Source organism: Pusillimonas noertemannii, assembly GCF_003096595.1.
Classification (GTDB): Bacteria; Pseudomonadota; Gammaproteobacteria; order Burkholderiales; family Burkholderiaceae_B; genus Pusillimonas; species Pusillimonas noertemannii.
The window spans coordinates 935,055-960,782 of sequence record NZ_QEKO01000001.1; the positions used below are offsets into that span (position 1 = coordinate 935,055).

Sequence of the window (25,728 nt, forward strand, 5' to 3'; positions counted from 1 at the left end):
GATTAGTTTGTGCACTTATATTCGAATTAGGCAAACGGGACACTAGGCCCCTGCCTGTGCCCGGTCGGGGCGCTGGGCCCTTCAGCGCCAAAAAAGGAATGAAACGGCTTGTCGTGATGTCGAGTGGTGGATGGTTCGTACGTGGTGCATGCTTTGTGCTGCTGGCCTGCGGCCCGGGATTGGGGGCCGCGCCGGCGGCCGATCTGCGCGACCTGGCGCCGGTGCGCCTTTTCCCTGTCGAGATCGAGACGGTCGGTGCGCCCCAGCCGCTGCCCTTGCTGCCGCCCGACGTCGAGCAGGGCGTCGATGCGGGCGAGGGCCTGCGCGCATCGCTGTTTGCCCCGGGCCCCGACGAGCCCGGCGAATTCGGGGCTGACTGGACTTACCAACGCGGTCTCAAGCCCTATGCCGGCTACGGCATCGCCGGCTCGCACGCCGCCCACGCGCCCTTGACGGTGTCCTCGCTGACTTCGCCCGACGCCTGGAAGCTTGGGGCCGAGAACTGGCGCTATACGGGCAGCGACGGCACCGACCTGACTCTGGGAAGCTATTCGCCGCGCAGTTTCGTATGGGGCGGCGGCGCGCGCCTGGGCGGGGTTGCCCTGACGCGCTCTCTTTCCGACGGCGTCGTGGCCGAAGACCGCTGGCAGTACGGCCTGGTGCTGGGCGCGCTCAATTACACCGACGCGGCGGCAAGTTCGGGTGCCCTTGCTTATGGCGCGGGCGCCAGCGATGCCGTGGTGCGTTACGGCGTCAGCCCCGACCTTACCCTGGAAACTCAGGTGCAATGGGCGCCGGACATGGTTACCGCCGGCCTGGGCGGCCTGTATTCGACTTCGTGGGGCGCGTGGAGGGTGGGTGTGGCAAAAGCGACCCGCGACCTGCACGAGGGGTGGCGGTATCGGGTAGGATACGACGTAAGCCTGATCGAGGACATCAAGCTTTCTTGGCTTACCGAGCAGCGCAGCGGCGGCTTTTCCGACCTTGGCAACTACAACGGCTTCGCGGTCGATTCCGGCCAGACGCGCAACGTGGTCTCCACCAGCATCGCCCTGGGGCGTTGGGGCACGGTTCGAGGCAGTTACGAGCAGGTGGATTCCCAGGCGGCGCCTCTCAAGCAGCAGTTCATGGTCAGCCAGCAGTTTTGGTACAGCCCCAATTTGCGTGTATCGCTCAGTGCCCAGCGCGAGCAGATCAGCGGCAACTACGGCCTGGGCCTCGAGTTTTCGCTGCCCATCCAGTAGCGGCGCGGGGCGCTGCCAGCGCAAGGGGCTAAAATGCCTTGTCCGTCCGGCGTGCAAGCCCGTCTTGCGCAGCCGGTGTCGTCTTTCTTTGGCCTTGCAGCGCCGCTTGTCACCGCATGTCTTCCTTTCCTTCCGGCTCCCTCGACGTTCTCCAGCAGGTTTTTGGCTATGACTCGTTCCGTGGAGACCAGCAGGACATCATCGAACACGTCCATCAGGGTGGCGACGCCCTGGTCCTGATGCCCACCGGGGGCGGAAAATCGCTGTGCTACCAGATTCCCGCCCTGATGCGAGGCGGGGTGGGGGTTGTCATTTCGCCCCTCATTGCCCTGATGCAGAATCAGGTGGACGCTTTGCTCGAACTGGGTGTCAAGGCGGCCTTCCTCAACTCTACGCAAGACTGGCGCGAGGCGCGCGACGTCGAGCAGGCCTTTATGGCGGGCGACCTCGACCTGCTGTATGTGGCGCCCGAGCGCCTGCTGACCGATCGTTGCCTGGAGCTGTTGTCGCGGGGCCGTGTAGGCCTGTTCGCCATCGACGAGGCCCATTGCGTTTCGCAATGGGGGCACGACTTCCGGCCCGAGTATCTGCAGCTTTCCATCCTGGCCGAGCGCTGGCCCGACGTGCCGCGCATCGCCCTTACCGCCACGGCCACCACTGAAACCCGCCGGGAAATCGCGCAACGCCTGCGCCTGACCGACGCCCGCCACTTCGTTTCCAGCTTCGACAGGCCCAACATACGGTATCGCATCGTTGAAAAAAACGAGGTGCGGCGCCAGTTGCTGGCCTTCATCCAGGCCGAGCACATGGGTGATTGCGGCATCGTCTATGGCCTGTCGCGCGCGCGGGTCGAGGAAACCGCCGAGTTCCTGTGCAAGAACGGCATCGAGGCCCTGCCTTACCACGCGGGCCTCAGCGCCGCGGTGCGAGCCCAGAACCAGTCGCGTTTCCTGCGCGAAGAGGGCCTGGTCATGGTTGCCACCATCGCCTTCGGCATGGGCATCGACAAGCCCGACGTGCGCTTCGTGGCCCACATCGACCTGCCGAAGTCGGTCGAGGGCTACTACCAGGAAACAGGCCGCGCCGGTCGCGACGGCCAGCCGGCAACCGCGTGGCTGGCCTACGGCCTGCAAGACGTTGTGCAGCAGCGCCGCATGATCGACGAGTCCCCGGGCGAAGACGCTTTCCGGCGCCGCCTGAGCGCGCAGCTGGACGCCATGCTGGGCCTGTGCGAAACCGTGTCGTGCCGCCGCCAGCGCCTGCTGGCCTACTTCGACCAGTCGATACAGCCTTGCGGCAACTGCGACACCTGCCTCGAGCCCCCCGAAGCCTGGGACGGCACGGTGGCGGCACAGAAGATTCTTTCCGCGGTATACCGCCTGTGGCGCGAACGCGGCCAGCGATTCGGCGCCGGCCACCTGATCGATATCCTGCGCGGCAAGCAGACCGACCGCGTCCAGCAATACGATCACCAGAGCCTGTCGGTCTTTGGCGTGGGGGCTGATCTGTCAGAGCAGGCCTGGCGCGGCGTGTTGCGGCAATTGCTGGCGCAAAGCCTGCTGGCGGTCGACCACGAAGGCTATGGCACTCTTGCGCTTACGGACGGCAGCAGGGCGGTCCTGAAGGGCGAGGCGACGCTGATGTTCCGCCGCGAGCCCGAGAAGAAATCGCGTTCTTCCCGTTCCGGCTCCAAGTCGGGTGCGTCGCGCAGCGGCGCTGCGGAAGTCGTGCTGCCGCCCGAGGCACAAGAGCGCTTCGAGGCGCTGCGCACCTGGCGGGCGGAAGTGGCGCGCAGCCACGGGGTGCCGGCCTATGTGATTTTTCACGACTCGACCTTGCGCGAGGTGGCCCTGAACTGTCCCCAAAGCCTGGACGAACTCGGGCAGATAAGCGGCGTGGGGGTACGCAAACGCGAGGCGTACGGCGAGGAATTGCTGCGCTGCGTGCGGATGACCTAGGGCCCGGCCCTCTGGCGCATGCCCTATTTTTGCTAAGCTGATGGAGTTCGCCGCGCTGGTTTCACGCATGGCGCTGTCATTCAATCGGATGGGCTCGATGGAACTGCGTCAAATCAGATACTTCATTGCCATTGCGGACTCGGGAAGCTTTAGCGCGGCTGCCCAGCGTCTGCTAATCGCCCAGCCCTCCCTGAGTGCGCAGATAAAATCGCTGGAGGCCGATTTGGGCGTCAAGCTGCTCGAGCGCAATGCCCGAGGCGTGCGCCCCACTTCGGCGGGTGCCCGCTTCCTTCAGAGGGCCCGTGCGCTCATGGCCGAAGCCGAGGATCTCGCCCGTTCCACCCGATCAATGGCCGAAGAAGTGTTCGGCACCGTGCGGCTGGGACTGACGGTTTCGGCGGCCTACCCCCTGGCGGCACCCATATTGGGGGAAGCCGCGAAAGCGTATCCGCGGATCCGGTTCGTGATCGTGGAAGCGCTGAGCAGCAAGCTCATGGACCTGGTTCGGCGCGAAGAGCTCGATCTTGCGCTGTCGTTCAGCCCGGCCTTCACAGAGGGGGTGCGGGGCGAGACACTGGCAACAGAGCGTTTTTACCTATGCACGGCGCCCGGCCATCCTTTGGCAGGAGAGGGAGCCATCGGGGCCGAAAGCTTTTTGCACCTACCTTTACTGCTACCGCCCGTCAACCACGAACTTTCAGATCGACTGGTGAGTTGCGGCCTGCGCATCGGCCTCAAGCCTGTCTGGCAGCATGTGGTGGAGTCGGTCAGTGTCATCAGCAGCTTAGTGGAAGCGGGGCTGGGCGTGTCCATCCTGCCGTATTCCGCCGTGGCCGGGGCGGTGGAGGCGCGGCGCATGGTCGCCAGGCCCATCTCCGATCCCGAACTCGCCCGCCAGATGTGCCTGATCTACTCGTCGCGGCGCACCCTTACCAAGGCGGAGCTCGAAGTGGCGCGTATCATCAGGCGGATCGTCGCCAGTAGAATCGAAATGGGTGCCACCAACTGGGTCTTGCCCCCATGAAGCTATAGGCAAACGCTATACCTTTTAAAGGTAAAAGGGCATTGCTCCCCCCAAACCCCATTCCTATGATGGACAGAAGCAGACCATCATTCATAAGGGGAGACTGCATGACTTACGATGCAATCGTGATCGGGGCCGGACATCACGGCCTCATACTCGCGACCTATATGGCAAAGGCCGGGCTGAAGACCCTGTTGACCGAGCGGCGCCTGACCTATGGCGGCGGATTGAACACGGTGGAGGCCACCCTGCCGGGGTTCTACCATAACCTTCATTCGATCAATCATTTCCATATAGAGCACACGCCCTGGTATCGCGATCTGCAACTGAGCGAAAAAGTACCCTACATCACTCCTCGGTACGAGCTGGGCCAGGCGCACCGGGACGGCTCCGCCCTGGTGTTCGGGCGCGACCTCGAGGAAACGGTAGCCAACATCGCTCGCTTTTCCAAGAAAGACGCCGCCACGTTCCGCGAATGGAATGCCAAGGCGGAAAGAATCACGACGGAAGTATTCCTTCCCGAGCGCTATGCCGAGCCCTTGCCCGCCGCCGAACGCGAGGCGCTGCTCGGACAGCATGCGCTGGGTCGCGAGTTCCTTGATGTATGCGGCCGCCAGCCGCTGGAGGTGGTCGAAGAGCTGTTCGAGAATGAACATGTGCGCCTGCTGTTCCTGTTCAAGGTCTCGCTGTTCGGCACCTGGCTGACGGACACCTTGAACAAGACTTCGCCCATGGGATCCGTGATCCGCGCCTTCGACCTGAAGACGGGCTATCAATTGTGCAAGGGAGGCAGCTTCAACCTGGCCCGCGGACTCATGGAGCGATACATCGAAGCCGGCGGCACCTATTGGAACCAGTGCGAGATAGAGCGCATCGTGGTCGAGAACGGACGCGCCACGGGCATCGAGTGCGCCGACGGACGCAAGGCCAAGGCGTCGAGCTTCGTCGCGTCGACGGTGGATGTTCACCAGACTTTCGAGAACTTCATCGGCCGTGACCAGTTGCCCGAAGCCATGCGGCGGAAGGTGGAGGACTTCAAGTACACGACTTGGACGCTGTTCGGCCTGCATCTGGCATTGAAGGACATGCCGCGCTTTGCGGCGGAAAGCTTCGATCCCAACATCCGGCTGACCCAGAAATGGAGCATTGGTGCGGACACCATGGAAGAGCTGAACGCCGCGCATGAGGACGTGAAGCTCAACAAGGTGCCCGAAATCATCCAGTTCGGCGCTGGGCCGCTCAGCGTGCTGGACCCCGCGCTGGCCCCCAAGGGCAAGCACGTTACCTACGCCTGGCACGTCATGCCGCACCATCCTGACCTGGGCGGCCAGAATTTCGAGGACTTCAAGCGCGAGTTCGCCGAGAAGATCGTCGACCGGTGGGCCGAGTACTGTCCCAACATGACGCGCGACAATATCCTTGGTCAGTACATTTATACCTCTCACGAGTACGTGCAGGAACTGCCCAATATGCGTGATGGCGACATCTTCATGGGGGCTTTGTCGGGAGACCAGGTCATGGACCGGCATTTCGGCTACAGGACTCCCATCCAGGGCCTTTACATGGCGGGCTCGGCCACCCATCCGGGCGGCGCGATCTCCGGAGGGGCGGGCTATATCGTCGCCGGCCTGGTCGCGGACGAACTGGGAATCAAGAAATGGTGGAGAACCGACGATCTGCGGTCGCGTCTGGCGTCGCTGGGAGGCTGAGCATGGATCATGGACCGATGAGCCTGCGGGACAAGGCGGTGCTGATCACCGGCGGCGGCCAGGGCATAGGCAGCACCCTGGTAGAGGCGTTCGCCCAGGCCGGCGCGCGTGTCGTGGCCGCCGACATACAGGAAGCCGCGGTGAGCACCCTGGCGGACAGTTTGCGCGAGCAGGGCTTGCGCGTGAATGCAGCCGCCCTTGATGTGACCGACGAAGGGCAGATCCGGGCGCTGTCCCGAAGTCTTCGGGACAGCCACGGCGGGGTCGATGTGCTGGTCAATAATGCCGCGCTGTTCTCGACCCTCACCATGCAGCCCTTCGATGAGATCGAGCTGGATGTCTGGGAAAGAGTCCTCAAGGTCAACCTGACCGGCCCGTTCCTGTGCGCCAAGCACTTTACGCCGGTCATGCGCGAGAAGGGCGGCGGAAGAGTCATCAATGTGGCGTCGGGCGCGGTGACGCTCGGCCGCCCCAACTACCTGCATTACATCGCCTCCAAATCGGGCCTGGTCGGCATGAGCCGTTCCATGGCGCGCGAGCTGGGGCCTTACGGCGTGACGGTCAATGCGGTATTGCCGGGTTCGGTAGATACCGGCATCCAACGCGAAACCGTCACGCCCGAGGCCAAGTCGCGGATCGTGGCCATGCAGTGCATACCGCGCGGGCAGGTGCCGCAGGATCTGGTGGGCGTGATGCTGTTCCTTGCCTCCGACTCATCCGCCTTCATTACCGGCCAGTCCATTACGGTGGACGGCGGCGCGACCCATTCATGAGGGAACGATGACGATCGATTTGTCTCTGGCATGCGGCCGCTATGATCGGACCGGCGCACTGCTGGATGGGCGGGTGGGAATCGAGGGATGCCAGGTCACCGCCGTGTCGCTTACCCCCGAGGAAACCTTCTTCCGGGTCTTCACCCAGCATGAATTCGACGTGGCGGAACTGTCATTCTCCACCTATCTGATCCAGACCGCGCGCGGTGAATGCGAATATATCGCTATCCCGGCATTCGTGTCGCGCGCGTTTCGCCATTCGGGCTTCTATGTGCGCACGGATCGCGTTAGCTGCCCCGGAGGCCTGCGCGGAAAGCGCGTGGGGGTGCCCGAATACCAGGTCACGGCGGCGGTGTGGGGAAGGGGGATCCTGCAGCACGAGTATGGCGTCCTGCCTTCCGAGATAAGCTGGGTGGCGGGTGGGGTCGAGGACGTGGGGCGGCGGGAAAAAGTGCATATGGACCCTCCGCCGGGCGTGGAGATCGTGTCGGCGGGCGACATGCCCCTGTCGCGCCAGCTGGCTCTGGGCGAGATCGATGCGATCCTGGCGCCGCGCATGCCGTCCTGCTTCCGGGACGGGAGCGAGCATGTGGGCCGGCTGTTCCCCGATTCTCGGGTGGTCGAGGCCGACTACTTCAAGCGAACGGGTATTTTCCCCATCATGCACGTGGTAGGCATTCGAAAATCCCTGGTCCGGAAGCATCCCTGGCTTGCGGCCAGCACCATGAAAGCATTCCTCCAGGCGCGTGCGGCGGCGCTGCCCAGCCTGGATGATACGACCGCCCTGGCAACCAGCCTGCCCTGGCTGAACCAGGAGGCCGAGTTCACGCGTTCGGTAATGGGCGAAGAGCCGTGGCCGTACGGCGTGGAGAAGAACGCCAGGACGCTGGAGGCCATGTTGTCCTATCACCATGAACAGGGTTTATCGCCACGCAGGCTTGCTCTGGAAGAAGTCTTTCATCCAGGGTCGATGCAGCAATTCAAGATCTAGGAGTAAAGCCATGACCAAGGCCGATTTGCGTGAACGTTACGCCGCCATGTCGCTGGACGATACGTTGCCGAGCCGCCGCCAGCTCTATTACGGCGGCGGATGGCACGAGGGAGAGCAGGGCGAGGCGGCCCACGCAGGTTTTTCGGTTTGGAAAAACGTGCCGCCCTTCGAGCGTGGGCGGACGCTGCGCGAAGCGGCCCGCATCCTGCGTGAAAACGCGCTCGAGCTAGCTATGATCAAGGAAGAGTCACTGGAGGAGTTGTTGGAACATACCCGCCTGAAGAATGTGAACATCAACCTGGCTTGATTACAGGGCGTTGTATGTAAGACGTTGGTGAAGCCGGCATCATGCGGTGACAGTCCCATATCGGGAGCCAGGCCGCCATGCATGCCGTATAAAACATAGGAGACTTATATGCAACACCTGAAGAAACTGGGCGTCGGGATGACCTTGGCGGCCGCCGCGGCGCTGGCGCACGCGCAACAACAGCCAGTCGACATCGGCTTCATCACCACCTTGTCCACGCCCGCCGGCTATATCGGCGAAGACGAGCGCGACGGATTCGGCCTTGCAGTCAAGCAGGAGGGCGGCAAGCTGGGGGGCGTGCCGGTGCGCATGCTAATAGAGGACGACGGCCTGAAGCCGGCAACGGGCAAGCAATCGGCCGAGAAAATGCTGCAGGATGGCGTGCGCCTGTTTACCGGGGTCAATTTTTCCAATGTGCTGATCGCCGTGGTGCCCTCGGTTCTGAAAGAAGACGCCTTCTACGTCAGCCTGAACGCCGGGCCGTCCAATTTCGCGGGCAAGGCCTGCCATCGCAATTTCTTCTCGGTCGCAATGCAGAACGATGCCTTCGGCGACGCCGCCGCTCTGGCCGCCAACGACATGGGGGTCAAAAAGGTGGTGATCCTGGCCCCGGGCTATCAGGCGGGCCGCGATGCCTTGACGGCTTTCAAGCGCTCTTACAAGGGCGAGATTCTGGCCGAGATCTACACCAAGCTCGATCAGTCGGACTTTTCGGTGGAGCTGGCGCGCATCAGGTCTTTGCAGCCGGACGCGATCTTCGAGTTCATGCCGGGCGGTGCGGGCATCAATTTCGCCAAGCAGTTCGCCAACTCGGGGCTGAACAAGAGCATCGAGATGGTAACGACCCTGTACTCCATGGACGACCGCATGCTGGCGGCTACCGGCGATGCCGGCGAAGGATTCTACCTTAGCACCCAGTGGACCGCCGAGCAGGACAACGACGCCAGCCGCGCCTTCGTCAAGGCGTTTGAGGAAGAGTACGGCCGGCGCCCGACGGTATACGCAGCAACCTCGTATGACACGGCGCGCCTGATCGCATCCGCGCTCAAGGCCGTGAACGGTGACATCAAGGGGCAGGCCGACGCCTTCCGCGAGGCCTTGCGCAAGGCCGACTTCGAAAGCGTGCGGGGCAAGTTCAAGTTCAACACCAACCAGTATCCGATCCAGGACTGGTATCTGGTCAAGGTCCAGCGCAATGCCGCCGGCAAGCTGGACTATGCGCCGGTGCGGAAGATAGCCGAAGATCTTACCGATCCCTACCACACCGAGTGCAAAATGGATTGACCCGCTTAGCCGTGCCGCGGGCCGCGGCTTGCCCGAGACCGAACCTTTGTGGTTCAGTCGAATAAGTCGGGCGTGCCGGAGCCCGTGGCTGGGGCGTTCAGACCCAGGTGCCGCCACGTGGTCTGCGTCGCCATGCGTCCCCGCGGTGTGCGCTGCAGATAGCCGTGCTGGATCAGATAGGGCTCGATCACATCCTCGATCGTGTCGCGTTCTTCTCCGATGGCGGCGGCCAGGCTGTCCACGCCCACGGGGCCTCCGTCGAACTTGTGCACGATGGCCTCGAGCAGCTTGCGGTCCATCACATCCAGGCCTTGCGGGTCGACTTCCAGCATGGCAAGCGCCGCGCCGGCGGTCGCCGTGTCGATGCGCCCGTCCGACTTTACTTCTGCGTAGTCGCGCACCCGGCGCAGCAGCCGGTTGGCGATGCGGGGCGTGCCTCGCGAACGGCGCGCGATCTCCATGGCGCCGTCGGGGGTAATGGCGACGTTGAGCAGGTGCGCGCTGCGCGACACGATGCGGGCCAGATCGTCCGAGGTGTAGAACTCCAGCCGAGACACAATGCCGAAGCGGTCGCGCAGGGGATTGGTCAGCATGCCGGCGCGGGTGGTGGCGCCCACCAGCGTGAAGGGCTGAAGGTCGATCTTCACGCTGCGGGCCGCCGGGCCTTCGCCGATCAGGATGTCGATCTGGAAATCTTCGAGCGCCGGGTAGAGGATCTCTTCCACCACCGGTGAAAGACGGTGGATCTCGTCGATGAACAGAACGTCGTTGCGTTCGAGATTGGTCAGCAAGGCGGCCAGGTCGCCAGGCCGCTCGAGCACCGGCCCCGAGGTCTGGCGCAGCTGCACGCCCATTTCGTGGGCGACGATGTGCGCCAGCGTGGTCTTGCCCAGGCCGGGCGGGCCGAACAGCAGCACGTGGTCCAGCGATTCATTACGCTTCTTGGATGCGGCGATGAATATCTCGAGCTGCTCGCGCACCCGCTGCTGGCCCACGTATTCGTCCAGCAGGCGCGGACGCAGTGCGCGCTCTATCGACTCTTCGTTGGGCGAGGCGCTACGTGGCGCGACGATACGTTCGGAAGGAGCCGCGCTGGATAGCGAATCGGAATGAATGGCCATGGCTTGGTACGTAACAGAAGAAGTGCGGGATCAAAGGCAATCGTACACCAGTGCGGTGGCCCGCCGGCGATCGTCAACGTGACAGGGACTTCAATGCCTGCCGTATACCTTCGGCCACCTCGACACCCTCGGGCAGCGCCTTGAGTGCCTTTTGCGATTCGCTGCTGGAATAGCCCAGCGAAAGCAGGGCGTTCAGGATGTCGTCGTGGCCGGATGAGGGCCGGGCGGTATCCACGTCCAGATCGGCGCCCATCTTGCCGCGCAGTTCCAGCAGCAGGCGCTCGGCGGTCTTCTTGCCAATGCCCGGCACGCGGGTGAGCAGGCCGGTCTCTTGCCGGGTAATGGCGCTGGCCAGGTCCTGCACCGACATGCCCGACAACACCGCCAGCGCCGTGCGCGCGCCGATGCCCGTTACCTTGATCAGCGAGCGGAAGGCGGAGCGCTCTTGCGCGGTAAGGAAGCCGAACAGCACGTGGGCGTCCTCGCGCACGGCCAGGTGGGTGTACAGCGACACCCGCGCGCCGTTCTCGGGCAGGTCGTACAGCGTGCTCATGGGCACGTCGATTTCGTAGCCCACGCCGCCGACGTCCACACAGACAGTGGGGGGGGTCTTTTCCAGCAATGTGCCGGTGATGCGTCCTATCATCGATACATCCTTGCAAGGCCGGGCATCCCGGCGGGTACTCGAAAGTGTGAAATCAGCCGGTGAGGCGACCGGCGCGCAGCCTGAGGCCGCGCCTGGAGGGCAGCCCCGCGGCTTGCGTCAGCCTGTCGGCCATGGGGCCGATATGCGCGTGGCAGATGGCGCAGGCCAGCGCGTCGGCCGAATCGGCGGCGGGCAGGCCGTTAAGCTGCAGAAGGTGCTGGACCATGGCCTGCACCTGCTCTTTGGCCGCATGGCCGTTGCCGACCACTGATTTCTTGATCTGAAGCGCCGTGTATTCGTGCACCAGCAGCCCATGGTCGGCCAGCGCGCACATGGCGGCGCCGCGGGCCTGGCCCAGCAGCAGGGTAGACGTGGGATTGGTGTTGACGAACACTTTCTCGAGCGCGGAAACGGTGGGCGAGGTTTCGCGCACGATCTCGCGGACATTGTCCAGTATGACCTTCAGGCGCTGGGCCAGCGGCTCATCGGCGGGGACGACGATGGTGCCGCTGGTAACGTATTGCAGGTGCGACCCTTGGGCATCGATGACGCCGAAGCCCGTGCGCCGCAGGCCGGGGTCGATGCCCAGGATGCGCATCAGTGGCGGAAGTGCCGAACGCCGGTCAGCACCATGGCTATGCCGCGCTCGTTCGCGGCGGCGATGACCTCGTCGTCGCGCACGCTGCCGCCCGGCTGGATGACGCAGGTGGCCCCGGCCTCGGCCACAACGTCCAGGCCGTCGCGGAAGGGGAAGAAGGCGTCTGAAGCCACGGCGGATCCGGCCAGGCTGAGGCCGGCGTTGGCGGCCTTGATGGAGGCGATGCGGGCGGAGTCGATGCGGCTCATCTGGCCCGCGCCGACGCCCACCGTCATGCCTTGCGACGTGAACACGATGGCGTTGGACTTGACGTACTTGGCCACATGCCAGGCGAACATCAGGTCTTGCATCTGCTGCTCGGTGGGCGCCTTGGCGGTAACGACCTTCAGGCCGGCCGGCGTGAGCTGGTGATCGTCGGGCGTTTGCACCAGCCAGCCGCCGCCCACGCGTTTGACGTCGAAGGCGTTGCCGCCCTGGCCCGTCGGAATCTGCAGCACGCGCACGTTCTTCTTGGCGGCAAAGACTTCGAGCGCCTCGGCGTCGTAGGCCGGCGCCAGCAGCACCTCGACGAACTGTTGCGAGGTAATGGCCTGGGCCGTGGCGACGTCGACCGCGCGGTTGAAGGCGATGATGCCGCCGAAGGCCGAGGTGGGGTCGGTTTTATACGCCTTTTGATAGGCTTGCTCGGGCGTTTCGGCCACTGCCACGCCGCAGGGGTTGGCATGCTTGACGATGACGCAGCCGCATTCCTGCAGCGTGCGCACGCACTCCCAGGCGGCGTCGGCGTCGGCGATGTTGTTGTAGGAAAGCTCTTTGCCCTGCAGCTGGCGCATGCTGCCCAGCAGGCCGGCCTGCACGGGCTGGTCGACATAGAAGGCGGCGGACTGGTGCGGGTTTTCTCCGTAGCGCAGCGCCTGCTCTTGCCGCAGTTGCAGGGTAAGCGTGCCCGGCCATTCGTTGCGCGCCGGCGCGGCCTGCTGCGTAGGCTCGGCCTCGGCCAGGCTGCTGAGGTAGGCGGCGATGGCTCCGTCGTAGGCGGCCGTGTGGGCATAGACCTTGGCGGCCAGTTCAAGGCGCAGGCCGTAAGAGGGCACGCCCGGGTCGTCGATGTCGGCCAGCACCCGCTGGTAATCGGCGGGGTCGATGACCACCGTTACGCCGCCTTCGGCCGTGCCGTGGTTTTTTGCGGCCGCACGCAGCATGGCGGGCCCGCCGATGTCGATGTTCTCGACCGCATCGGCAAAGCTGCAATCAGGCTTGGCGATGGTTTCGCGGAAGGGGTACAGATTGACCACCAGCAGGTCGATGCGGTCAATGTCGTGTTCTTCCATGGTCTTCAAGTGCTCGGCGCTGTCGCGCCGGCCCAGCAGGCCGCCGTGGATCTTGGGATGCAGGGTCTTGACGCGCCCGTCGAGGATTTCGGGAGAGCCGGTGTGCTCGGCCACCTCGGTAACAGCCAGCCCCGACTGCAGCAGCAGCTTGGCCGTGCCTCCGGTGGAGAGCAGGCGCACGCCGCGTTGGGCGAGCGCCTGGGCGAATTCGACGATACCGGTTTTATCTGAAACCGAAAGCAGGGCGGTCTGGATGTTCATGAAAAAGCTGAAGAATGAGAAAAGGGATTCAGGGTTGGAGATCGTGGGCCTGGAGCTTCTTGCGCAGGGTGCTTCGGGTGATGCCCAGCATTTCGGCCGCGCGCGACTGGTTGCCGTGGGCTTTTTCGAGGGCTACCTGCAGCACGGGGCGTTCGACGCAGCGCATGACCATGGCCAGCATGTCATGGGGTTCGGAATCGCCCAGGTCGGAGAAATAGCGCTCGAGGCTGTCGCGCACGCATTGCTCTATGGGGTTGATGATGCTCATAGTGGATAGTGAAGGTTTTTTGTATTTGGCTCAGGCGGCCAGGGCCGCCGGCGTGGTGCAAATCGGCTCGTTGGGTGGGTACTGGTCAAACCATTGTTCGAGCGCGCGGACCTGGTCGGCGGTATGTTCCGCCTGGTTGATGCAGGTTATCAGACTTTGGACGCCCGGCATATCGGCGAGGTACCAGCCGATATGCTTGCGGGCCGAACGTACGCCGGTGAACTCGCCGTAAAATCGATAGTGGTCTTCGAGGTGCTCGAGCAGGCATGCACGCAATTCGCCGAAGACGGGCGGGGGAAGATGGGTTCCCGTTGCCAGAAAATGTGCGATTTCGCGGAAGATCCAGGGGCGGCCCTGTGCGGCCCGGCCGACCATTACCGCGTCGGCCCCCGTATACTGTAATACGTATCGGGCTTTTTCGGGAGTGTCGATATCGCCGTTGGCCACCACGGGTATCTCCAGCGCCTGCTTTACCCGCCTGATGGTGTCGTATTCGGCCTGGCCCTGGTACATGTCGGCGCGTGTGCGCCCATGCAGGGTCAGTGCGGCAATGCCAAGGTCTTGCGCCAGCAGCGCGATGCGCAGCGCATTGCGCGAGGCGGCGTCCCAGCCGGTGCGGGTCTTCAGGGTAACAGGCACGCCATGGGGCTTGCAGGCCCGCACCACGCTTTCAAGTATGCGCGCCACCAGGGCCTCGTCGCGCAGCAGAGCCGAGCCCGACGCCACATTGCACACTTTTTTCACGGGGCAGCCCATGTTGATGTCGATGATGCGCGCGCCCTTGCCGATATTGAACAGGGCCGCCTCGGCCATCATGTCGGGGTCGGAGCCGGCGATCTGCACGGCGACGGGCTCGGTCTCGCCCTGATGGTCCAGGCGCCTGGACGACTTGACGCTGTTCCATAGCCGAGGATTGCTGGCCGCCATTTCGGATACGGCATAACCCGCTCCCAATCGCTTGCAAAGCTGGCGGTAGGGACGATCGGTCACCCCCGCCATGGGGGCGACGAACACGGGATTGGGAAGTTGCCATGGGCCGATGCGCATGAAGCGATTTTACCCTACCGGTTTGCGTGGCTCGGCTAGGTGCGCAGGCCTTCGAGCAGATGCCGGGCCAGGGGGGTGCGCAACACGCGGCTGGCGTCCATGGCCATCAGGCTGAGACCGCAGGCATGTTCGACCAGGGGGATGCGGGTGGCGAAAACGCGGGGCAGAAAATCGGTGACGGCCGAGGTGACCCAGCGATCGGGCCGGCGCTTTCGGGCAAATGCCTGCAGCAAGGCCGCGGGGTCTTGGGCGGGCCGGTGCAGCCAGCCACCCAGCGACTGCACCAGTTGGGCCGCGTCGCGCAGGCCCAGGTTCAGGCCCTGGCCGGCCACCGGGTGCAGGGTCTGGGCGGCATTGCCTATTGCCAGCGTGCGGGCGTCGATCAGCAAGGGCCCGGCATTGAGCGCCAGCGGAAACACATGGCGGGAGCCGGCCAGGCCAAGCTCGCCCAGGCGGTCGCCGAACGCTTGTTGCAATGCTTGCGCAAAGCGGGTTTCGTCCATTTGCCCAAGCTGTTGCGCGCGCTCGGGCGCGTTGCACCACACCAGCGAGTAGCGGCCCTGGCCCGCCGGGTGCGGCAGCATGGCCAGTGGACCCTGGTTGGTGAAGCGCTCGTAGGCCCAGCCAGGCTTGGGCCGCTGCGCATGGATGGTGGCCAACACTGCATGCTGGTCATAGCTGCGCCGCAGGCCGCCCGGAGGCGAGCCGTCTGAGCGCACGCGCAGCCGACCGGCCAGGGCGTGGCCGTCGGCGGCCAGCCACTGCGTGGGGCGGGCGCCCAGCTTATCGTCTTGCGTTGCGGCCTCGAACATCGATACGCCGCTTTGGCGAAGCGCTTCGAGCAGGGATTGCTGCAGGTCGGGGTAGGCAACGACGCTGCCCAGCCTGGGTACGCCCAGTTCTTCGTGGGTGATCAAGGTGCGGCCCAGCCGGCCGCGCTGCGAGACGTGGACGGTGGTGATGCTGGCCGACCGGGCCGGCCAGGCCCCCAAGGGCTCGAGCAGGGCGCGGCTGCCGTGGTTCATGGCCAGCATGCGCGGATCGACGTCGGCGGCATGCGGGTCGGAGAGAGCGCCGGAGGAAAGGCCGCGTCCCAGTAGGGCGATGCGCCGCGGGTCGGGGGCGGCTCGCGCCAGCAGCAGCGCCAGGGCGGACCCCACAGGGCCCGCGCCGGAGATGACAATATCGAATTCGGGCGTTTCCATGATGCCGGGCCTGGGTTTACTACAATGCAGGCCATTGTACGTTTTCGGGCCGCGGGCCTTTGACGGGATAGAGTAGGAATATGGACATGGAGCAGAATCGCTCTGCGGCGGCCGGCCGTACGGAACCGGCCTGGCATCGCAGCAAGGTCATTGTAGCGCTGCTGGCCGCGATGCTGGGGGTCTTTGGCGCCCACTGGTGGTACCTCGGGCGTCCCCGGGCCTGGATGGTCACGCTCGCTTCCTGCGTCTTGATCGTGCTGGCGCAGTTCTATCCGGTGTGGTGGGACAACCCGCCCTTTCTGTTGCTGATCGTGCCTGTCACGGCGGGCTTCATCGAGGCGCTGGTCTTCTCGCTCAAGCCCGACGCATGGTTCGATGCCCGCTACAACGCCGGTTCGGGCAAGACCACCCGCACAGGCTGGGGTCCGGTATTGATCGCCATCTTCACCACGCTTCTGGGCAGTTCGGTCATGCTGTTCGGCATCGCCCTGATCGTCATGCACGTATACAAGGCTCTGGGGTGGCTGGACGGATACGTCTTGTAAAAGTGGCGCAGGGGCAAGCCGCTGGCATTGTTGCGGCAGACACACGCCGCCTCTTTGATGGAGGCATGCACACCCTTGCGGACTTGTTATACATGGGTGGAAAAAGCTAGAATATAAGTCTCTTGCATTTTATGGAGCTAGAAGCGGTGAATTCCGATTCAGGCGATGGCAATTGTCGATCTTGCATCGACCAGGCCACTGACTGAAACCGGGCGCGGATCAAGCCGATCTTCGGATTTCAAAACCCGAATCAAGGCTTAAGCGGGCTGGGTAAACCCCGTTCTGGCTTTTGTCCACGTCCTGGTGTTCAGTTCAACGATACCAATGGGCGTGGGCGGCATACATTTGGCAGGGTTCTTCTGCCGGTCTCCCACATATTTCGAATAACAGGCTTGCCAAGCGGCGCGGCCTGTTCGTGCTGCTGCGCTTCAGGCGCGGCGGCCCTGTTTCAACGGGAGGTCTCCATGCGGCTTTTCAACCTCTTCCTGCGTCGCGCCGGTGTGCGTCAGGCGTCCGTACCCGCGCCGAAATCGCTTTCGCGCCTTACCATCATGTGTCCCCGGGCCGACCTTGGCCGTTTGCGCAAGCAAATCTATGCCGACTTCGGGGCGGCCGGCCTTACAGTGGCGGGCATGCAGATCGACCACGGCAGCCACCCCGACATCGCCACGGCCTGTGTCACGGTCAATTGCCCTCCCGAACTGCGCACCGTGCTGATGGACCGCGCCCGGCATCTGCGTTCCAATCCCTCGGTGCGGGGCCTGCAATGGGGTGACCATCGGCATATTGCTTTAAACTAGGGCCTGTTGCCCTGAAGGGCAGGGGCTTGCCGGCCGGTCGTGCCAACCGGCGTCTCGCGCAGGCCCGCCCACTGGTTTGAATCTGGATCGTCCATGGATCTCGGCTGGCTTGTGCCCTGGGAATTCTCCCCAGCCCTCATTATTGCTTTCATTGCCTCTGGCGCGCTGTTCATACGCGGCACCCGGGTCCACCGGGTAGGCGCCGCGCGCCAGCTTCTTTTCTGGTGCGGCTTCGTCCTGCTGTACCTGTCGCTGCATACCCGCGTCGACTACTACGCCGAGCGTCTTTTCTTCGCGCACCGCCTGCAGCACCTGATCCTGCACCACCTTGGGCCCCTGCTTATCATGGGGGCCTACGCCGGGCAGGTAATGCGGGCGGGGCTGCCCATGCGCGCGCGCTTCTGGCTGCGCGATTTCCGGCGCACGCCGGCCGGCCGCGCCGTCAAGGCCGTTCTTACCAACAAGTACTGGGTGCCTTTCGTATTCGTGTTCCTGGTGGTGGTGTGGCTGATACCCATCGTGCAGTTCTATTCCATGCTCGACTGGCGCCTGTACCGGTTCATGAACTGGTCGGTGGTGATCAGCGGCTTCATGTACTGGAACCTCATTCTTGATCGCCGGCCCAGCCCGCCGGCCATCATGTCGCCGGGCATGCGTATCCTGTCTCCCGTCATCACCATGGTGCCGCAGATGGTCGTCGGCGCGGTCATTACCTTCACCGAATACGACCTGTACCCCGTCTTCGACCTGTGCGGACGCGCCATTCCGGGCATGTCCGCGGTTACGGACCAGGCCATAGGCGGCCTTACGATGTGGGTGCTGGCCGGCTTCATCGAGGTGTTCGGCCTGCTGTTCGCCCTGGCGACACTCATGCGCTTGTCGGGCAAGCACCGCCTGCCCGACAAGCGCAAGCGCGATGCGGGGGGCCGGCAGCGGCCGGCCGCGCTCGGGGCATGATGGCGGGGGCTCGCCCGGCCTCGCGCTTCAGGCCGCGCGCCGCATGGCGCCTGGGCGCGGTGCTGGTCGCCGCCGCCATTGGCGCCGGGGCGCAGGCCCAGCCGTCCGGCCTGCCCAGCATGGGCTCGGCCTCGGCAGCCGAGCTTTCGCCCATGCTCGAGCAGACGCTGGGCGATGCCATTATGGAGCAGGGCCGCCGCGATCCCACCTACATCCACGATCCCGATGTCAGCCAGTATCTGTCCCGCCTGGGCAAGCAGCTCGTCGCGGGCTCGTCCAACCCCAGTCAGCCCATACACGTGTTCGCGATACGTGACCCTCAGATCAACGCCTTTGCATTGCCGGGCGGCTACGTGGGCATACACAGCGGCCTGGTGGTGTCGTCCGAGAACGAGTCGCAGCTGGCTTCGGTGGTGGCGCACGAAATCGGCCACGTGCTGCAGCGCCACGTGGCGCGCGGCATGACTCAGCAGGCGCAGTCCAGCCATCTGATGATGGCTTCGGTGGCGGCGGCGCTGCTGGCAGCCTTGGCCGGCAGCGGCGACCTGGCCATGGGCGTGGCCGCGTTCGGCCAGGCGGCGGCCGTCGACCAGCAACTGGGCTTTTCGCGCCAGGCCGAGCAAGAGGCCGACCGTATCGGCCTCGACATGCTGCGCAAGGGCGGCTACGACCCCAACGGCATGGCGCAGATGTTCGGCCAGCTTACCAATGCCTCTCGCCTGAACGAGGGCACCGGGGGCGGTACATACGCCAGCACCCACCCGCTTTCCATCCAGCGCATGTCCGACATACAGAATCGCATCCGCGAAGCGCCCGCCGCCCAGCATCACGACAGCGATACCTACTGGTATGTGCGGGCCAAGCTGCGAACCCTGCAAGAGCGCAGCACCGGCCAGCGCAGCGCCGAGGCCGCCTTGCGGCGCGAAACCGAGGCCTTCCAGGGGGTGCCCCGGTCGGCCGCCTGGTATGGCCTGGCCTATTCCGCCTGGCGCCAGGGTGATCTCGTCGCCACCCGGCAGGCGCTCGACAAGGCCAGAGAGGGCGGCATGAATTCGCCCGAGATCGCGGGCTTGTCCATTGCCCTGGCCATTAAGCAAAAGCGGCATGACGAGGCCCTTGCGCAGGCCGAAGCCGCCTGGTCGCGCTGGCCCCAAAGCCTGGGCGTGGCGTTGGCCTTGGTCGACGCCTTGCAAAAATCCGGCCAGGATCAGCGCGCGGTCCAGTTCCTGGACGAGCGCATCCGGCAATGGCCCGATGAGGCCGGCCTGTACCAGTTGCGCGCCCAAAGCTACGAGCGCCTGGGCAACGGCGTCGAGGCCCGGCGTTCGATGGCGGTCTATTACGAGAAAGTGGGCGCCCTGCCCACGGCGGTAGAACAGCTGCAGCAGGCCCGGGCCATGTCCAGCGATTTCTACGTACAGTCGCAGATGGACGTCGAAATACGCAGGCTTCGGGAAAAAGTACGCTCTGACCGCGCCCTGCTCGAGCGCTTCAGGAAATAAGCCGGCGTCTTTGCGCGGCAGGCCGGGGGCCGCGAGGCCCGAGGCCGGCGCCCCGAAATCGCCTTAAAGCCGGGTTTCGAAATACCTGGCGATGCGTTGGGGCAGCCAGTTAAGGTGCCCCGGAAATGTTCCGGTGACAAAACCCATATGCCCTCCCTCGGCGGGCTGGTGCAGCAGCACCGTGTCCGAGCATTCGTGCGAATCGGGCAGCGAAGGCGCCGGAACGAAAGGGTCGTTGCGGGCATTCAGCACCAGGGTGGGCAGGGTAAGCCGGCTCAGCCACGGCTTGCTTGAAGCGCGGGTCCAGTAGTCGAGGGCATTCTTGAAACCGTGCATGGGCGCCGTGTACATGTCGTCGAACTCGCGCAGCGTGCGCGATTGTGCAAAGCGCAGCACGTCGATGTTGCCCGGAAACTTCTTGGCCTTGTCGAGTACCTTGCGCTTCATGGTGCGCAAGAAATACCGGCCATACAGCCGTCGCCCCGCGAAGCTGTCGGACAGCGCGGCGCCGCAGGCGACCAGGTCGAGCGGCACCGACACGGCCGCGGCCGCTGCGAGGCGCTCGGCGGTTTCGGGACGTTCGCCCAGGCACTTGAGCATGGCGTTGCCGCCCAGCGAGACACCCACGGCATGCCAGCTGGCATGGGGCAGGCGGGCAAGGACGGTATCGAACATGAACTGCACGTCGTCGGAGTCGCCCGAATAATAGGCGCGTGCCATGCGGTTGGCGAAGCCCGAGCAGCCGCGCAGGTGAGCGATGACCACGACCCAGCCCCTTGCGCGAAAGTGCTGCGAAATTGCCTGGGCGTAGTGGCTGGTGCTGCTGCCTTCGAGGCCGTGGAACAGCACCAGCGCGGGGGTGCCGGGCGTGGAGGGCAGCGAGGACCAGTCGTCTTCCTGCATCCAGCGGCGTGCCGCGGTGGCGGCCAGCCGCGGATCGGCCTTGACCCGCTGGTTGTCGGCCGATTTATTGGGAAACAGCCCCGGGCCCACCCAGTCGAAGTCGACGAAATCGCCGTCGGGCGTATCGACGCGGTCGCGCACGAAGGCGATGCGGTGATAGCGCGCCGCCAGCGCGCCATGGATGGTCTGCAGGTGGCCGCCGGGCAGCCAGAAGGGTTGCGGGCAGGGAGAGGAGTCGATCCGTGCGGTCACAGGGTGCTGGGGCCTTTTAGTGTTAACAGGCCTTAATGCGAGTGTTGTTCGTCTTGAAGCTGGTAAGTGGCGCCGCAGTAGGGGCAGGACGCCGTGCCCGACTTGGCCAGCTCGATGTAGACGCGGGGATGCATGGACCACAGCGGGGCCTTGGGGCCGGGGCAGTAGACCGGCAGGTCTTCGGCCTTGACGAGTACGGGTTGCGTGGAGGCGGTCGGTTCTGCGCTCATGGCGTTTCCTGGAGGGGGATGCAAAGGCTAGGGGTGGTGCTGGACATGGCGGGCGAAGGCCTCAGACTTTGGCCAGCCAGTGCAGGTATTTGGGATTGCGGCCATTGACGACGTCGAAAAAGGCTTTTTGCAGCTTCTCGGTGACGGGGCCGCGGCTGCCCTGGCCGATGCGGCGGTTGTCGATTTCGCGTATGGGCGTGACCTCGGCCGCGGTGCCGGTAAAGAAGGCTTCGTCTGCGATGTAGAGGTCGTCGCGGGTGAGGCGGCGGGTATGCACCTGCAGGCCCAGGTCGGCGGCGATGGCATGCACCGAGTCGCGCGTGATGCCGGTAAGCGCCGAAGCGATCTCGGGTTCGTAGAGCACGCCGTTCTTGACGATGAAGATGTTCTCGCCCGAGCCTTCGGCCACGAAGCCGTCGGTGTCGAGCAGGATGGCCTCGTCGTAGCCGTGTTCGATGGCTTCGGTGTTGGCCAGAATGGAGTTGGCATAGGTGCTGGCCACTTTCGCGCGCGGCATGGTGACATTGACGTGCTGGCGCGCGTACGAAGAGATCTTGACGCGGATGCCTTGTGCCAATGCTTCTTCGCCCAGATAGGCGCCCCAGGGCCAGGCGGCGATGGCCACGTGGACCGTGGCGCCCTTGGGCGACACGCCCATTTTCTCGGAGCCGTAGAAAAGCAGGGGACGTATGTAGCAGGATTCGAGCTGGTTGCGGCGCACGACTTCAAGCGTGGCTTCCATGATGGTTTCGCGATCGTACGGAACCTGCATCTGGTAGATGTGGGCCGAGTTGAACAGCCGTTCGGTGTGCTCGCGCAGGCGAAACACGGCGGTGCCGATGTCGGTGTTGTAGGCGCGCTCGCCTTCGAAGACGGCCAGGCCATAATGCAGAGAATGAGTCAGGACGTGCGTGGTGGCATCGCGCCATGGCACAATTTTCCCGTCATACCAGATGAAGCCGTCACGATCGGACATCGACATAATGCTCTCCATTAAAAGAGGCGTCATTGTACCAAGCGGCGGCCCCGTTTTCGTATATGATCGCCGATTGGCCCGCGCATGGTTGCAGGCGGGGCATTGGGTTTTCTGAATAAAAGGTTTTCCGGTGGCGCATTCCAGAAGCAGCATATCGTGGCCGGATGCGCGAGCGCGCCGCAGTTTTGCGGCCGGCTTGGGCCATGCGGCTTCCGCCATAGTCGCGTTATGCATCTGGGCCTTCGTAACAGGCTTTGCCATGGTCAGCTACGGCCTGTCCGAGGGCATGGCCGTCTTGATGTCCGTCCTGGTCTATGCGGGCTCGGCCCAGCTTACCGCCTTGCCGCTCATGATGGCGGGCGCCCCGTTGTGGCTGATCTTCGCCGCCGGCTTCGTGGTGAACATCCGCTTCATCATCTTCGGCGCGGCCCTGCAGCCCTATTTCCGCAAGTACTCCTGGCTCAAGAGGCTGGGCCTGGGCTATTGGTCCAGCGACCTGGTGTTCGTCTTCTTCATGACACGCTATGGCGATGCGCGGCGCAAGGGCACGCGGGGCCAGCTGTGGTACTACCTGGGCGTGATCGTGCCGGGCTGGTTCGCGTGGCAGTTTTTCTCTTTGCTGGGCATCTACACCGGGGCCTTCGTGCCGCCCGAGTGGTCGCTCGAGTTCGCGGCCACCCTGGCGCTGATGGGGGTGGCGATTCCGCTGGTCAAGGCCATGCCCATGGCAGTCTCCGTGCTGGTAACGGCCGTCGTCGCATGGCTGGGCCAGCCCCTGCCGCTGCGGCTGGGACTGGCCGTGGCCATTGTCGCAGGGGTGGCCGCGGGCGTGCTGGCCGAAATGCACAAGTCAAGGAGGGCGCCATGAGCGGCGAAGCAGACAGCTATGTGTTGGGGGCCATCGCCTTGCTGACCCTCTGCAGCTTGCTGACGCGGGCCGGGTATTTTCTGTTTGGCGACCACCTGCCCCTGACGGATCCGGTGCGGCGCGCCCTGCGCTATGCGCCGGTGGCCGCCCTGACAGCCATCATCGTGCCTGACCTGCTGCCCTGGGAGGCCGGCGCCTCGGCCATTTTCGACGTAAAGATGCTGGCCGCCGCAGTGGCCGTGCTGATCTACTGGCGCACGCGCAGCACCATAGGCCTGATGGTGGGCGGAATGTGCGCCTATTGGGCCATAGCCTGGCTGCTTTAGCGGCCCATGCCGGCGTAAACCGTTGACATTTCACGACACTTATGGCGACTGACGGCAAGTTTGGGCGCGCCGGGGCGGGCGCTGCGCTAAAATAGCCGGGTTACCAAAGCCGGACTGGGCATTCGCCCGGACCGGCATTTACCATTTCAATGACAGATACCACTTCTACCGATACACCCACATTCTCCGACTTTGGCCTGCATCCAAGCATCTTGCAGGCAGTTGCGGCAACCGGGTACACCACCCCGACTCCGATCCAGAGCCAGGCCATTCCCGTTGTCATAGACGGGCGTGACGTCATGGGCGCCGCCCAGACGGGCACCGGCAAAACCGCGGCCTTCACGCTGCCCATACTGCACCGCCTGATGGCGTCTGCCAACACCAGCGCCTCGCCGGCCCGCCACCCTGTGCGGGCCCTTATTCTTACGCCCACCCGCGAACTGGCCGACCAGGTCGCCGACAACGTCGCCAAGTATCGCCAGGGAACGCCCCTGCGCTCCGCTGTGGTCTTCGGCGGCGTCGACATCGGTCCGCAGCGCGACGCCCTGCGGCGCGGCTGCGAAGTGCTTATCGCCACGCCGGGCCGTCTGCTCGATCACGTCGAGCAGCGCAACGTCAACCTGGGACAAGTAGGCATACTGGTGCTGGACGAGGCCGACCGCATGCTCGACATGGGCTTTTTGCCCGACCTCGAGCGCATCGTGCGCCTGCTTCCGGCCAAGCGGCAGACGCTGCTTTTTTCGGCTACCTTCAGCAGTGAAATCCGCAAGCTGGCGCGCGCCAGCCTGAACACGCCGGTCGAGATCGAAGTGGCGGCGCGCAATGCCACGGCCGATACCGTCAGCCAGATCGCCTATCCGCTGTCGGGCGACGACAAGCGCGCGGCAGTCGTGCATCTGGTCAAGTCGCGCGGCCTGAACCAGGTCATCGTGTTCTCGAACACCAAAATCGGCACCAGCCGGCTTGCGCGCCAGCTCGAGCGCGACGGCGTCAAGGCAGAGTCGATCCATGGCGACAAAAGCCAGCTCGACCGCATGAAGGCGCTCGAGGCCTTCAAGGCGGGCGAACTCGAGGTATTGGTCGCCACCGACGTGGCGGCACGCGGCCTGGACGTGGCCGGGGTGCCGTGCGTCATCAATTACGATCTTCCGTACAACGCCGAAGATTACGTGCACCGCATCGGGCGCACGGGCCGGGCCGGCGCCAAGGGCGAGGCCATTGCCCTGTTTGCGCCCGACGAAGAGCGTTTCCTGCTCGACATCGAAAAGCTCATCAAGGCCAAGATTCCACGCGGCAGCCTGAGCCTGCCGCCGCGCTCGCGCTTCAGCGACCGTACGCGCGGTTCCATGCCGTCTTCGCGCAAGCCGGTCGACGATTTCTTCTATCGCCCCTATGTGCCCTCGGCAAGCGCCAGCCAGAAGGGCGGCGAGCCCTCGGGCAAGGCTGCCTCTTCGGCAACGGGCAAGAGGTCGGTCGGCGTGCTGCTGGGCGGCGGCCGCTGACCGCGCCCTTCTCTAAACTGCGTTTACTGCAAGGTTACGGCGGGCTGCGTTTTGGGTGGGGCGGCTGACCTGCCGGCCTGCTCGGACGCGATTCGTTCCATGATGCGCCTGACGCGGACCAGTCCGACATCGTGCTGGTAAAGGTTCTCTTTTGAGCGCGCATCGGCTGTCATGGTTTCGAGCACAAGCCGGTCTTGCTCCAGGACGTCCCAATGCAGTCCTTCAAGGCGATTGCGATACAGGAACCGCCATATGTCGCGGTCAAGGCCCGAGGCCTTTTTGATTCGCCAGAAGTAGACCTGGCAGTGATGCTCGTCCACGGGTGTTACGAAGCCCACGATAATGAACTCGCCGCCGCCATGCTTTTTTTGATAGGGCACGGCCAGGCGCAGCCAGATGGCCGAGGTCATGCCGAACTCTACCCAGTCGAAGTTTACGCCGCGTTGATTCTTCTTCTCGAACATCAGCCCGGTTTCCGTCAGCCTGATTTCCATTTCGGCGCGTTTGTCGCCTTCGGCCATGGAATGCGACGAGGCATGCAGGTAGCGGCCGTGCATCAGGTCCATGACGTTGTCGATGGCATAGCGGTGATTGCACTTCCAGTTCTGCATGCACAGGAAGCCGGAGTATTCGTCGCTGATCATTTCTTCGGGAAGGTCGAGCGGAACCGCGGGCGTTCCGTCGCCATCGCCGAACCACAGGAAGATGGCGCCATTCGCCTCGACCGCGGGGAAAGACTTGAGGCAGGCTCTTCCTTTGAGGGCGCAGGAGTTCACCGCGGGCACATCGGCGACCACGCCGTGGCCGTCGACTTCTACGCCGTGGTACCAGCACGCCACGCGATCGTTCAGGTTCCAGCCGAGCGAAAGCCGCGCGCCGCGATGCGGACATCGGTCTTCGATGGCATGCACTTTGCCGTCCCGGGCGCGCCAAAGCACGATTTCTTCTGAAAGCCGGGTAATGCCGATGGGCGTGGCGCCCAGCATATAGCTGGGTACCACGGGGTACCAGAAGTTCCTCAGCCCCGTTTCGACCAGCTCGGCCGATCGGCGGGAGATGTCGTTGTTCATGAGTTCGTGCCTTGTCGTGATGGTTTGCGG

Annotated in this window: 26 protein-coding genes; 15 read left to right on the top strand and 11 right to left on the bottom strand. The window is 64.3% G+C overall.

Features of this window, described 5'->3' with window-relative positions:
* Window positions 1-98: 98 nt before the first annotated feature.
* The 8 genes from C7440_RS04385 to C7440_RS04420 all read left to right on the top strand — a co-directional run bounded on the left by C7440_RS04385 (window position 99) and on the right by C7440_RS04420 (window position 9,290).
* Complete coding sequence (locus C7440_RS04385) at window positions 99-1,244, top strand: fimbria/pilus outer membrane usher protein (protein WP_133244256.1); 1,146 nt, start codon at window positions 99-101, stop codon at window positions 1,242-1,244.
* Window positions 1,245-1,360: 116 nt separating this feature from the next.
* A complete protein-coding gene (gene recQ, locus C7440_RS04390) occupies window positions 1,361-3,202 on the top strand; it encodes a DNA helicase RecQ (protein WP_116517576.1) in 1,842 nt (613 codons plus the stop codon).
* A gap of 97 nt (window positions 3,203-3,299) precedes the next feature.
* On the top strand, window positions 3,300-4,226 hold the full coding sequence (locus tag C7440_RS04395; protein ID WP_165832443.1) for a LysR family transcriptional regulator: 927 nt from the start codon (window positions 3,300-3,302) through the stop codon (window positions 4,224-4,226).
* Between the two features lie 107 nt (window positions 4,227-4,333).
* Window positions 4,334-5,935 (top strand): phytoene desaturase family protein, encoded by a 1,602-nt coding sequence (locus C7440_RS04400; RefSeq protein WP_165832444.1) that lies wholly within the window; start codon window positions 4,334-4,336, stop codon window positions 5,933-5,935.
* Between the two features lie 2 nt (window positions 5,936-5,937).
* Window positions 5,938-6,708 (top strand): SDR family NAD(P)-dependent oxidoreductase, encoded by a 771-nt coding sequence (locus C7440_RS04405; RefSeq protein WP_165832445.1) that lies wholly within the window; start codon window positions 5,938-5,940, stop codon window positions 6,706-6,708.
* A 7-nt stretch (window positions 6,709-6,715) separates the two neighbouring features.
* Window positions 6,716-7,699, top strand: coding sequence for a substrate-binding domain-containing protein (locus C7440_RS04410; RefSeq protein ID WP_116517580.1), 984 nt, complete (start codon window positions 6,716-6,718; stop codon window positions 7,697-7,699).
* A gap of 10 nt (window positions 7,700-7,709) precedes the next feature.
* On the top strand, window positions 7,710-8,006 hold the full coding sequence (locus C7440_RS04415; RefSeq protein WP_116517581.1) for an aldehyde dehydrogenase family protein: 297 nt from the start codon (window positions 7,710-7,712) through the stop codon (window positions 8,004-8,006).
* Between the two features lie 108 nt (window positions 8,007-8,114).
* Complete coding sequence (locus C7440_RS04420) at window positions 8,115-9,290, top strand: ABC transporter substrate-binding protein (RefSeq protein WP_116517582.1); 1,176 nt, start codon at window positions 8,115-8,117, stop codon at window positions 9,288-9,290.
* Between the two features lie 53 nt (window positions 9,291-9,343).
* Here the strand turns inward: C7440_RS04420 and ruvB are convergent, their stop codons facing one another.
* The 7 genes from ruvB to C7440_RS04455 all read right to left on the bottom strand — a co-directional run bounded on the left by ruvB (window position 9,344) and on the right by C7440_RS04455 (window position 15,767).
* On the bottom strand, window positions 9,344-10,411 hold the full coding sequence (gene ruvB / locus C7440_RS04425) for a Holliday junction branch migration DNA helicase RuvB (RefSeq protein WP_116517583.1): 1,068 nt from the start codon (window positions 10,409-10,411) through the stop codon (window positions 9,344-9,346).
* A 73-nt stretch (window positions 10,412-10,484) separates the two neighbouring features.
* Entirely contained in the window at window positions 10,485-11,057 is a 573-nt protein-coding gene (ruvA, locus tag C7440_RS04430) for a Holliday junction branch migration protein RuvA (RefSeq protein ID WP_116517584.1), read from the bottom strand.
* Window positions 11,058-11,109: 52 nt separating this feature from the next.
* A complete protein-coding gene (ruvC, locus tag C7440_RS04435; protein WP_116517585.1) occupies window positions 11,110-11,655 on the bottom strand; it encodes a crossover junction endodeoxyribonuclease RuvC in 546 nt (181 codons plus the stop codon).
* Window positions 11,655-13,247: a bifunctional phosphoribosylaminoimidazolecarboxamide formyltransferase/IMP cyclohydrolase gene (gene purH, locus C7440_RS04440; protein ID WP_116517586.1), complete on the bottom strand. Its 1,593-nt coding sequence runs from the start codon at window positions 13,245-13,247 to the stop codon at window positions 11,655-11,657. Before purH ends, ruvC begins: the two co-directional genes overlap by 1 nt.
* Before the next feature lie 28 nt (window positions 13,248-13,275).
* Window positions 13,276-13,515, bottom strand: a complete 240-nt coding sequence (locus tag C7440_RS04445; protein ID WP_017525826.1) for a helix-turn-helix domain-containing protein — start codon at window positions 13,513-13,515, stop codon at window positions 13,276-13,278.
* Window positions 13,516-13,545: 30 nt separating this feature from the next.
* Window positions 13,546-14,562, bottom strand: a complete 1,017-nt coding sequence (gene dusB / locus C7440_RS04450) for a tRNA dihydrouridine synthase DusB (RefSeq protein WP_116517587.1) — start codon at window positions 14,560-14,562, stop codon at window positions 13,546-13,548.
* 35 nt (window positions 14,563-14,597) lie between these two features.
* The gene (locus C7440_RS04455; RefSeq protein ID WP_116517588.1) at window positions 14,598-15,767 is read right to left on the bottom strand and encodes an FAD-dependent monooxygenase; all 1,170 of its coding nucleotides are present in this window, start codon (window positions 15,765-15,767) and stop codon (window positions 14,598-14,600) included.
* 80 nt (window positions 15,768-15,847) lie between these two features.
* Between C7440_RS04455 and C7440_RS04460 the strand changes: the two genes are divergently transcribed.
* The 4 genes from C7440_RS04460 (at window position 15,848) to C7440_RS04475 (ending at window position 19,571) form a co-directional block, all read left to right on the top strand.
* On the top strand, window positions 15,848-16,312 hold the full coding sequence (locus tag C7440_RS04460) for an NINE protein (RefSeq protein WP_116517589.1): 465 nt from the start codon (window positions 15,848-15,850) through the stop codon (window positions 16,310-16,312).
* 464 nt (window positions 16,313-16,776) lie between these two features.
* Entirely contained in the window at window positions 16,777-17,112 is a 336-nt protein-coding gene (locus C7440_RS04465; protein ID WP_017525822.1) for a hypothetical protein, read from the top strand.
* Between the two features lie 93 nt (window positions 17,113-17,205).
* On the top strand, window positions 17,206-18,069 hold the full coding sequence (locus C7440_RS04470; protein ID WP_116517590.1) for a cytochrome c oxidase assembly protein: 864 nt from the start codon (window positions 17,206-17,208) through the stop codon (window positions 18,067-18,069).
* Window positions 18,066-19,571, top strand: a complete 1,506-nt coding sequence (locus tag C7440_RS04475; RefSeq protein WP_116517591.1) for a M48 family metalloprotease — start codon at window positions 18,066-18,068, stop codon at window positions 19,569-19,571. Before C7440_RS04470 ends, C7440_RS04475 begins: the two co-directional genes overlap by 4 nt.
* A 63-nt stretch (window positions 19,572-19,634) precedes the next feature.
* Here the strand turns inward: C7440_RS04475 and C7440_RS04480 are convergent, their stop codons facing one another.
* From C7440_RS04480 to C7440_RS04490, 3 genes are all read right to left on the bottom strand, one after another.
* Window positions 19,635-20,726 (bottom strand): YheT family hydrolase, encoded by a 1,092-nt coding sequence (locus C7440_RS04480; RefSeq protein ID WP_017525819.1) that lies wholly within the window; start codon window positions 20,724-20,726, stop codon window positions 19,635-19,637.
* A 32-nt stretch (window positions 20,727-20,758) separates the two neighbouring features.
* A complete protein-coding gene (locus C7440_RS04485; protein ID WP_017525818.1) occupies window positions 20,759-20,956 on the bottom strand; it encodes a zinc-finger domain-containing protein in 198 nt (65 codons plus the stop codon).
* Window positions 20,957-21,017: 61 nt separating this feature from the next.
* Window positions 21,018-21,938, bottom strand: a complete 921-nt coding sequence (locus C7440_RS04490; RefSeq protein WP_116517592.1) for a branched-chain amino acid transaminase — start codon at window positions 21,936-21,938, stop codon at window positions 21,018-21,020.
* 124 nt (window positions 21,939-22,062) lie between these two features.
* Between C7440_RS04490 and C7440_RS04495 the strand changes: the two genes are divergently transcribed.
* The 3 genes from C7440_RS04495 (at window position 22,063) to C7440_RS04505 (ending at window position 24,628) form a co-directional block, all read left to right on the top strand.
* Entirely contained in the window at window positions 22,063-22,800 is a 738-nt protein-coding gene (locus C7440_RS04495) for an AzlC family ABC transporter permease (RefSeq protein ID WP_116517593.1), read from the top strand.
* On the top strand, window positions 22,797-23,126 hold the full coding sequence (locus C7440_RS04500) for an AzlD domain-containing protein (RefSeq protein WP_116517594.1): 330 nt from the start codon (window positions 22,797-22,799) through the stop codon (window positions 23,124-23,126). Before C7440_RS04495 ends, C7440_RS04500 begins: the two co-directional genes overlap by 4 nt.
* 149 nt (window positions 23,127-23,275) lie before the next feature.
* Entirely contained in the window at window positions 23,276-24,628 is a 1,353-nt protein-coding gene (locus C7440_RS04505) for a DEAD/DEAH box helicase (RefSeq protein ID WP_116517595.1), read from the top strand.
* Between the two features lie 23 nt (window positions 24,629-24,651).
* On the opposite strand, the gene C7440_RS04510 is transcribed toward C7440_RS04505, so the two are convergent.
* The gene (locus tag C7440_RS04510; protein ID WP_116517596.1) at window positions 24,652-25,698 is read right to left on the bottom strand and encodes an aromatic ring-hydroxylating oxygenase subunit alpha; all 1,047 of its coding nucleotides are present in this window, start codon (window positions 25,696-25,698) and stop codon (window positions 24,652-24,654) included.
* Between the last annotated feature and the right edge of the window lie 30 nt (window positions 25,699-25,728).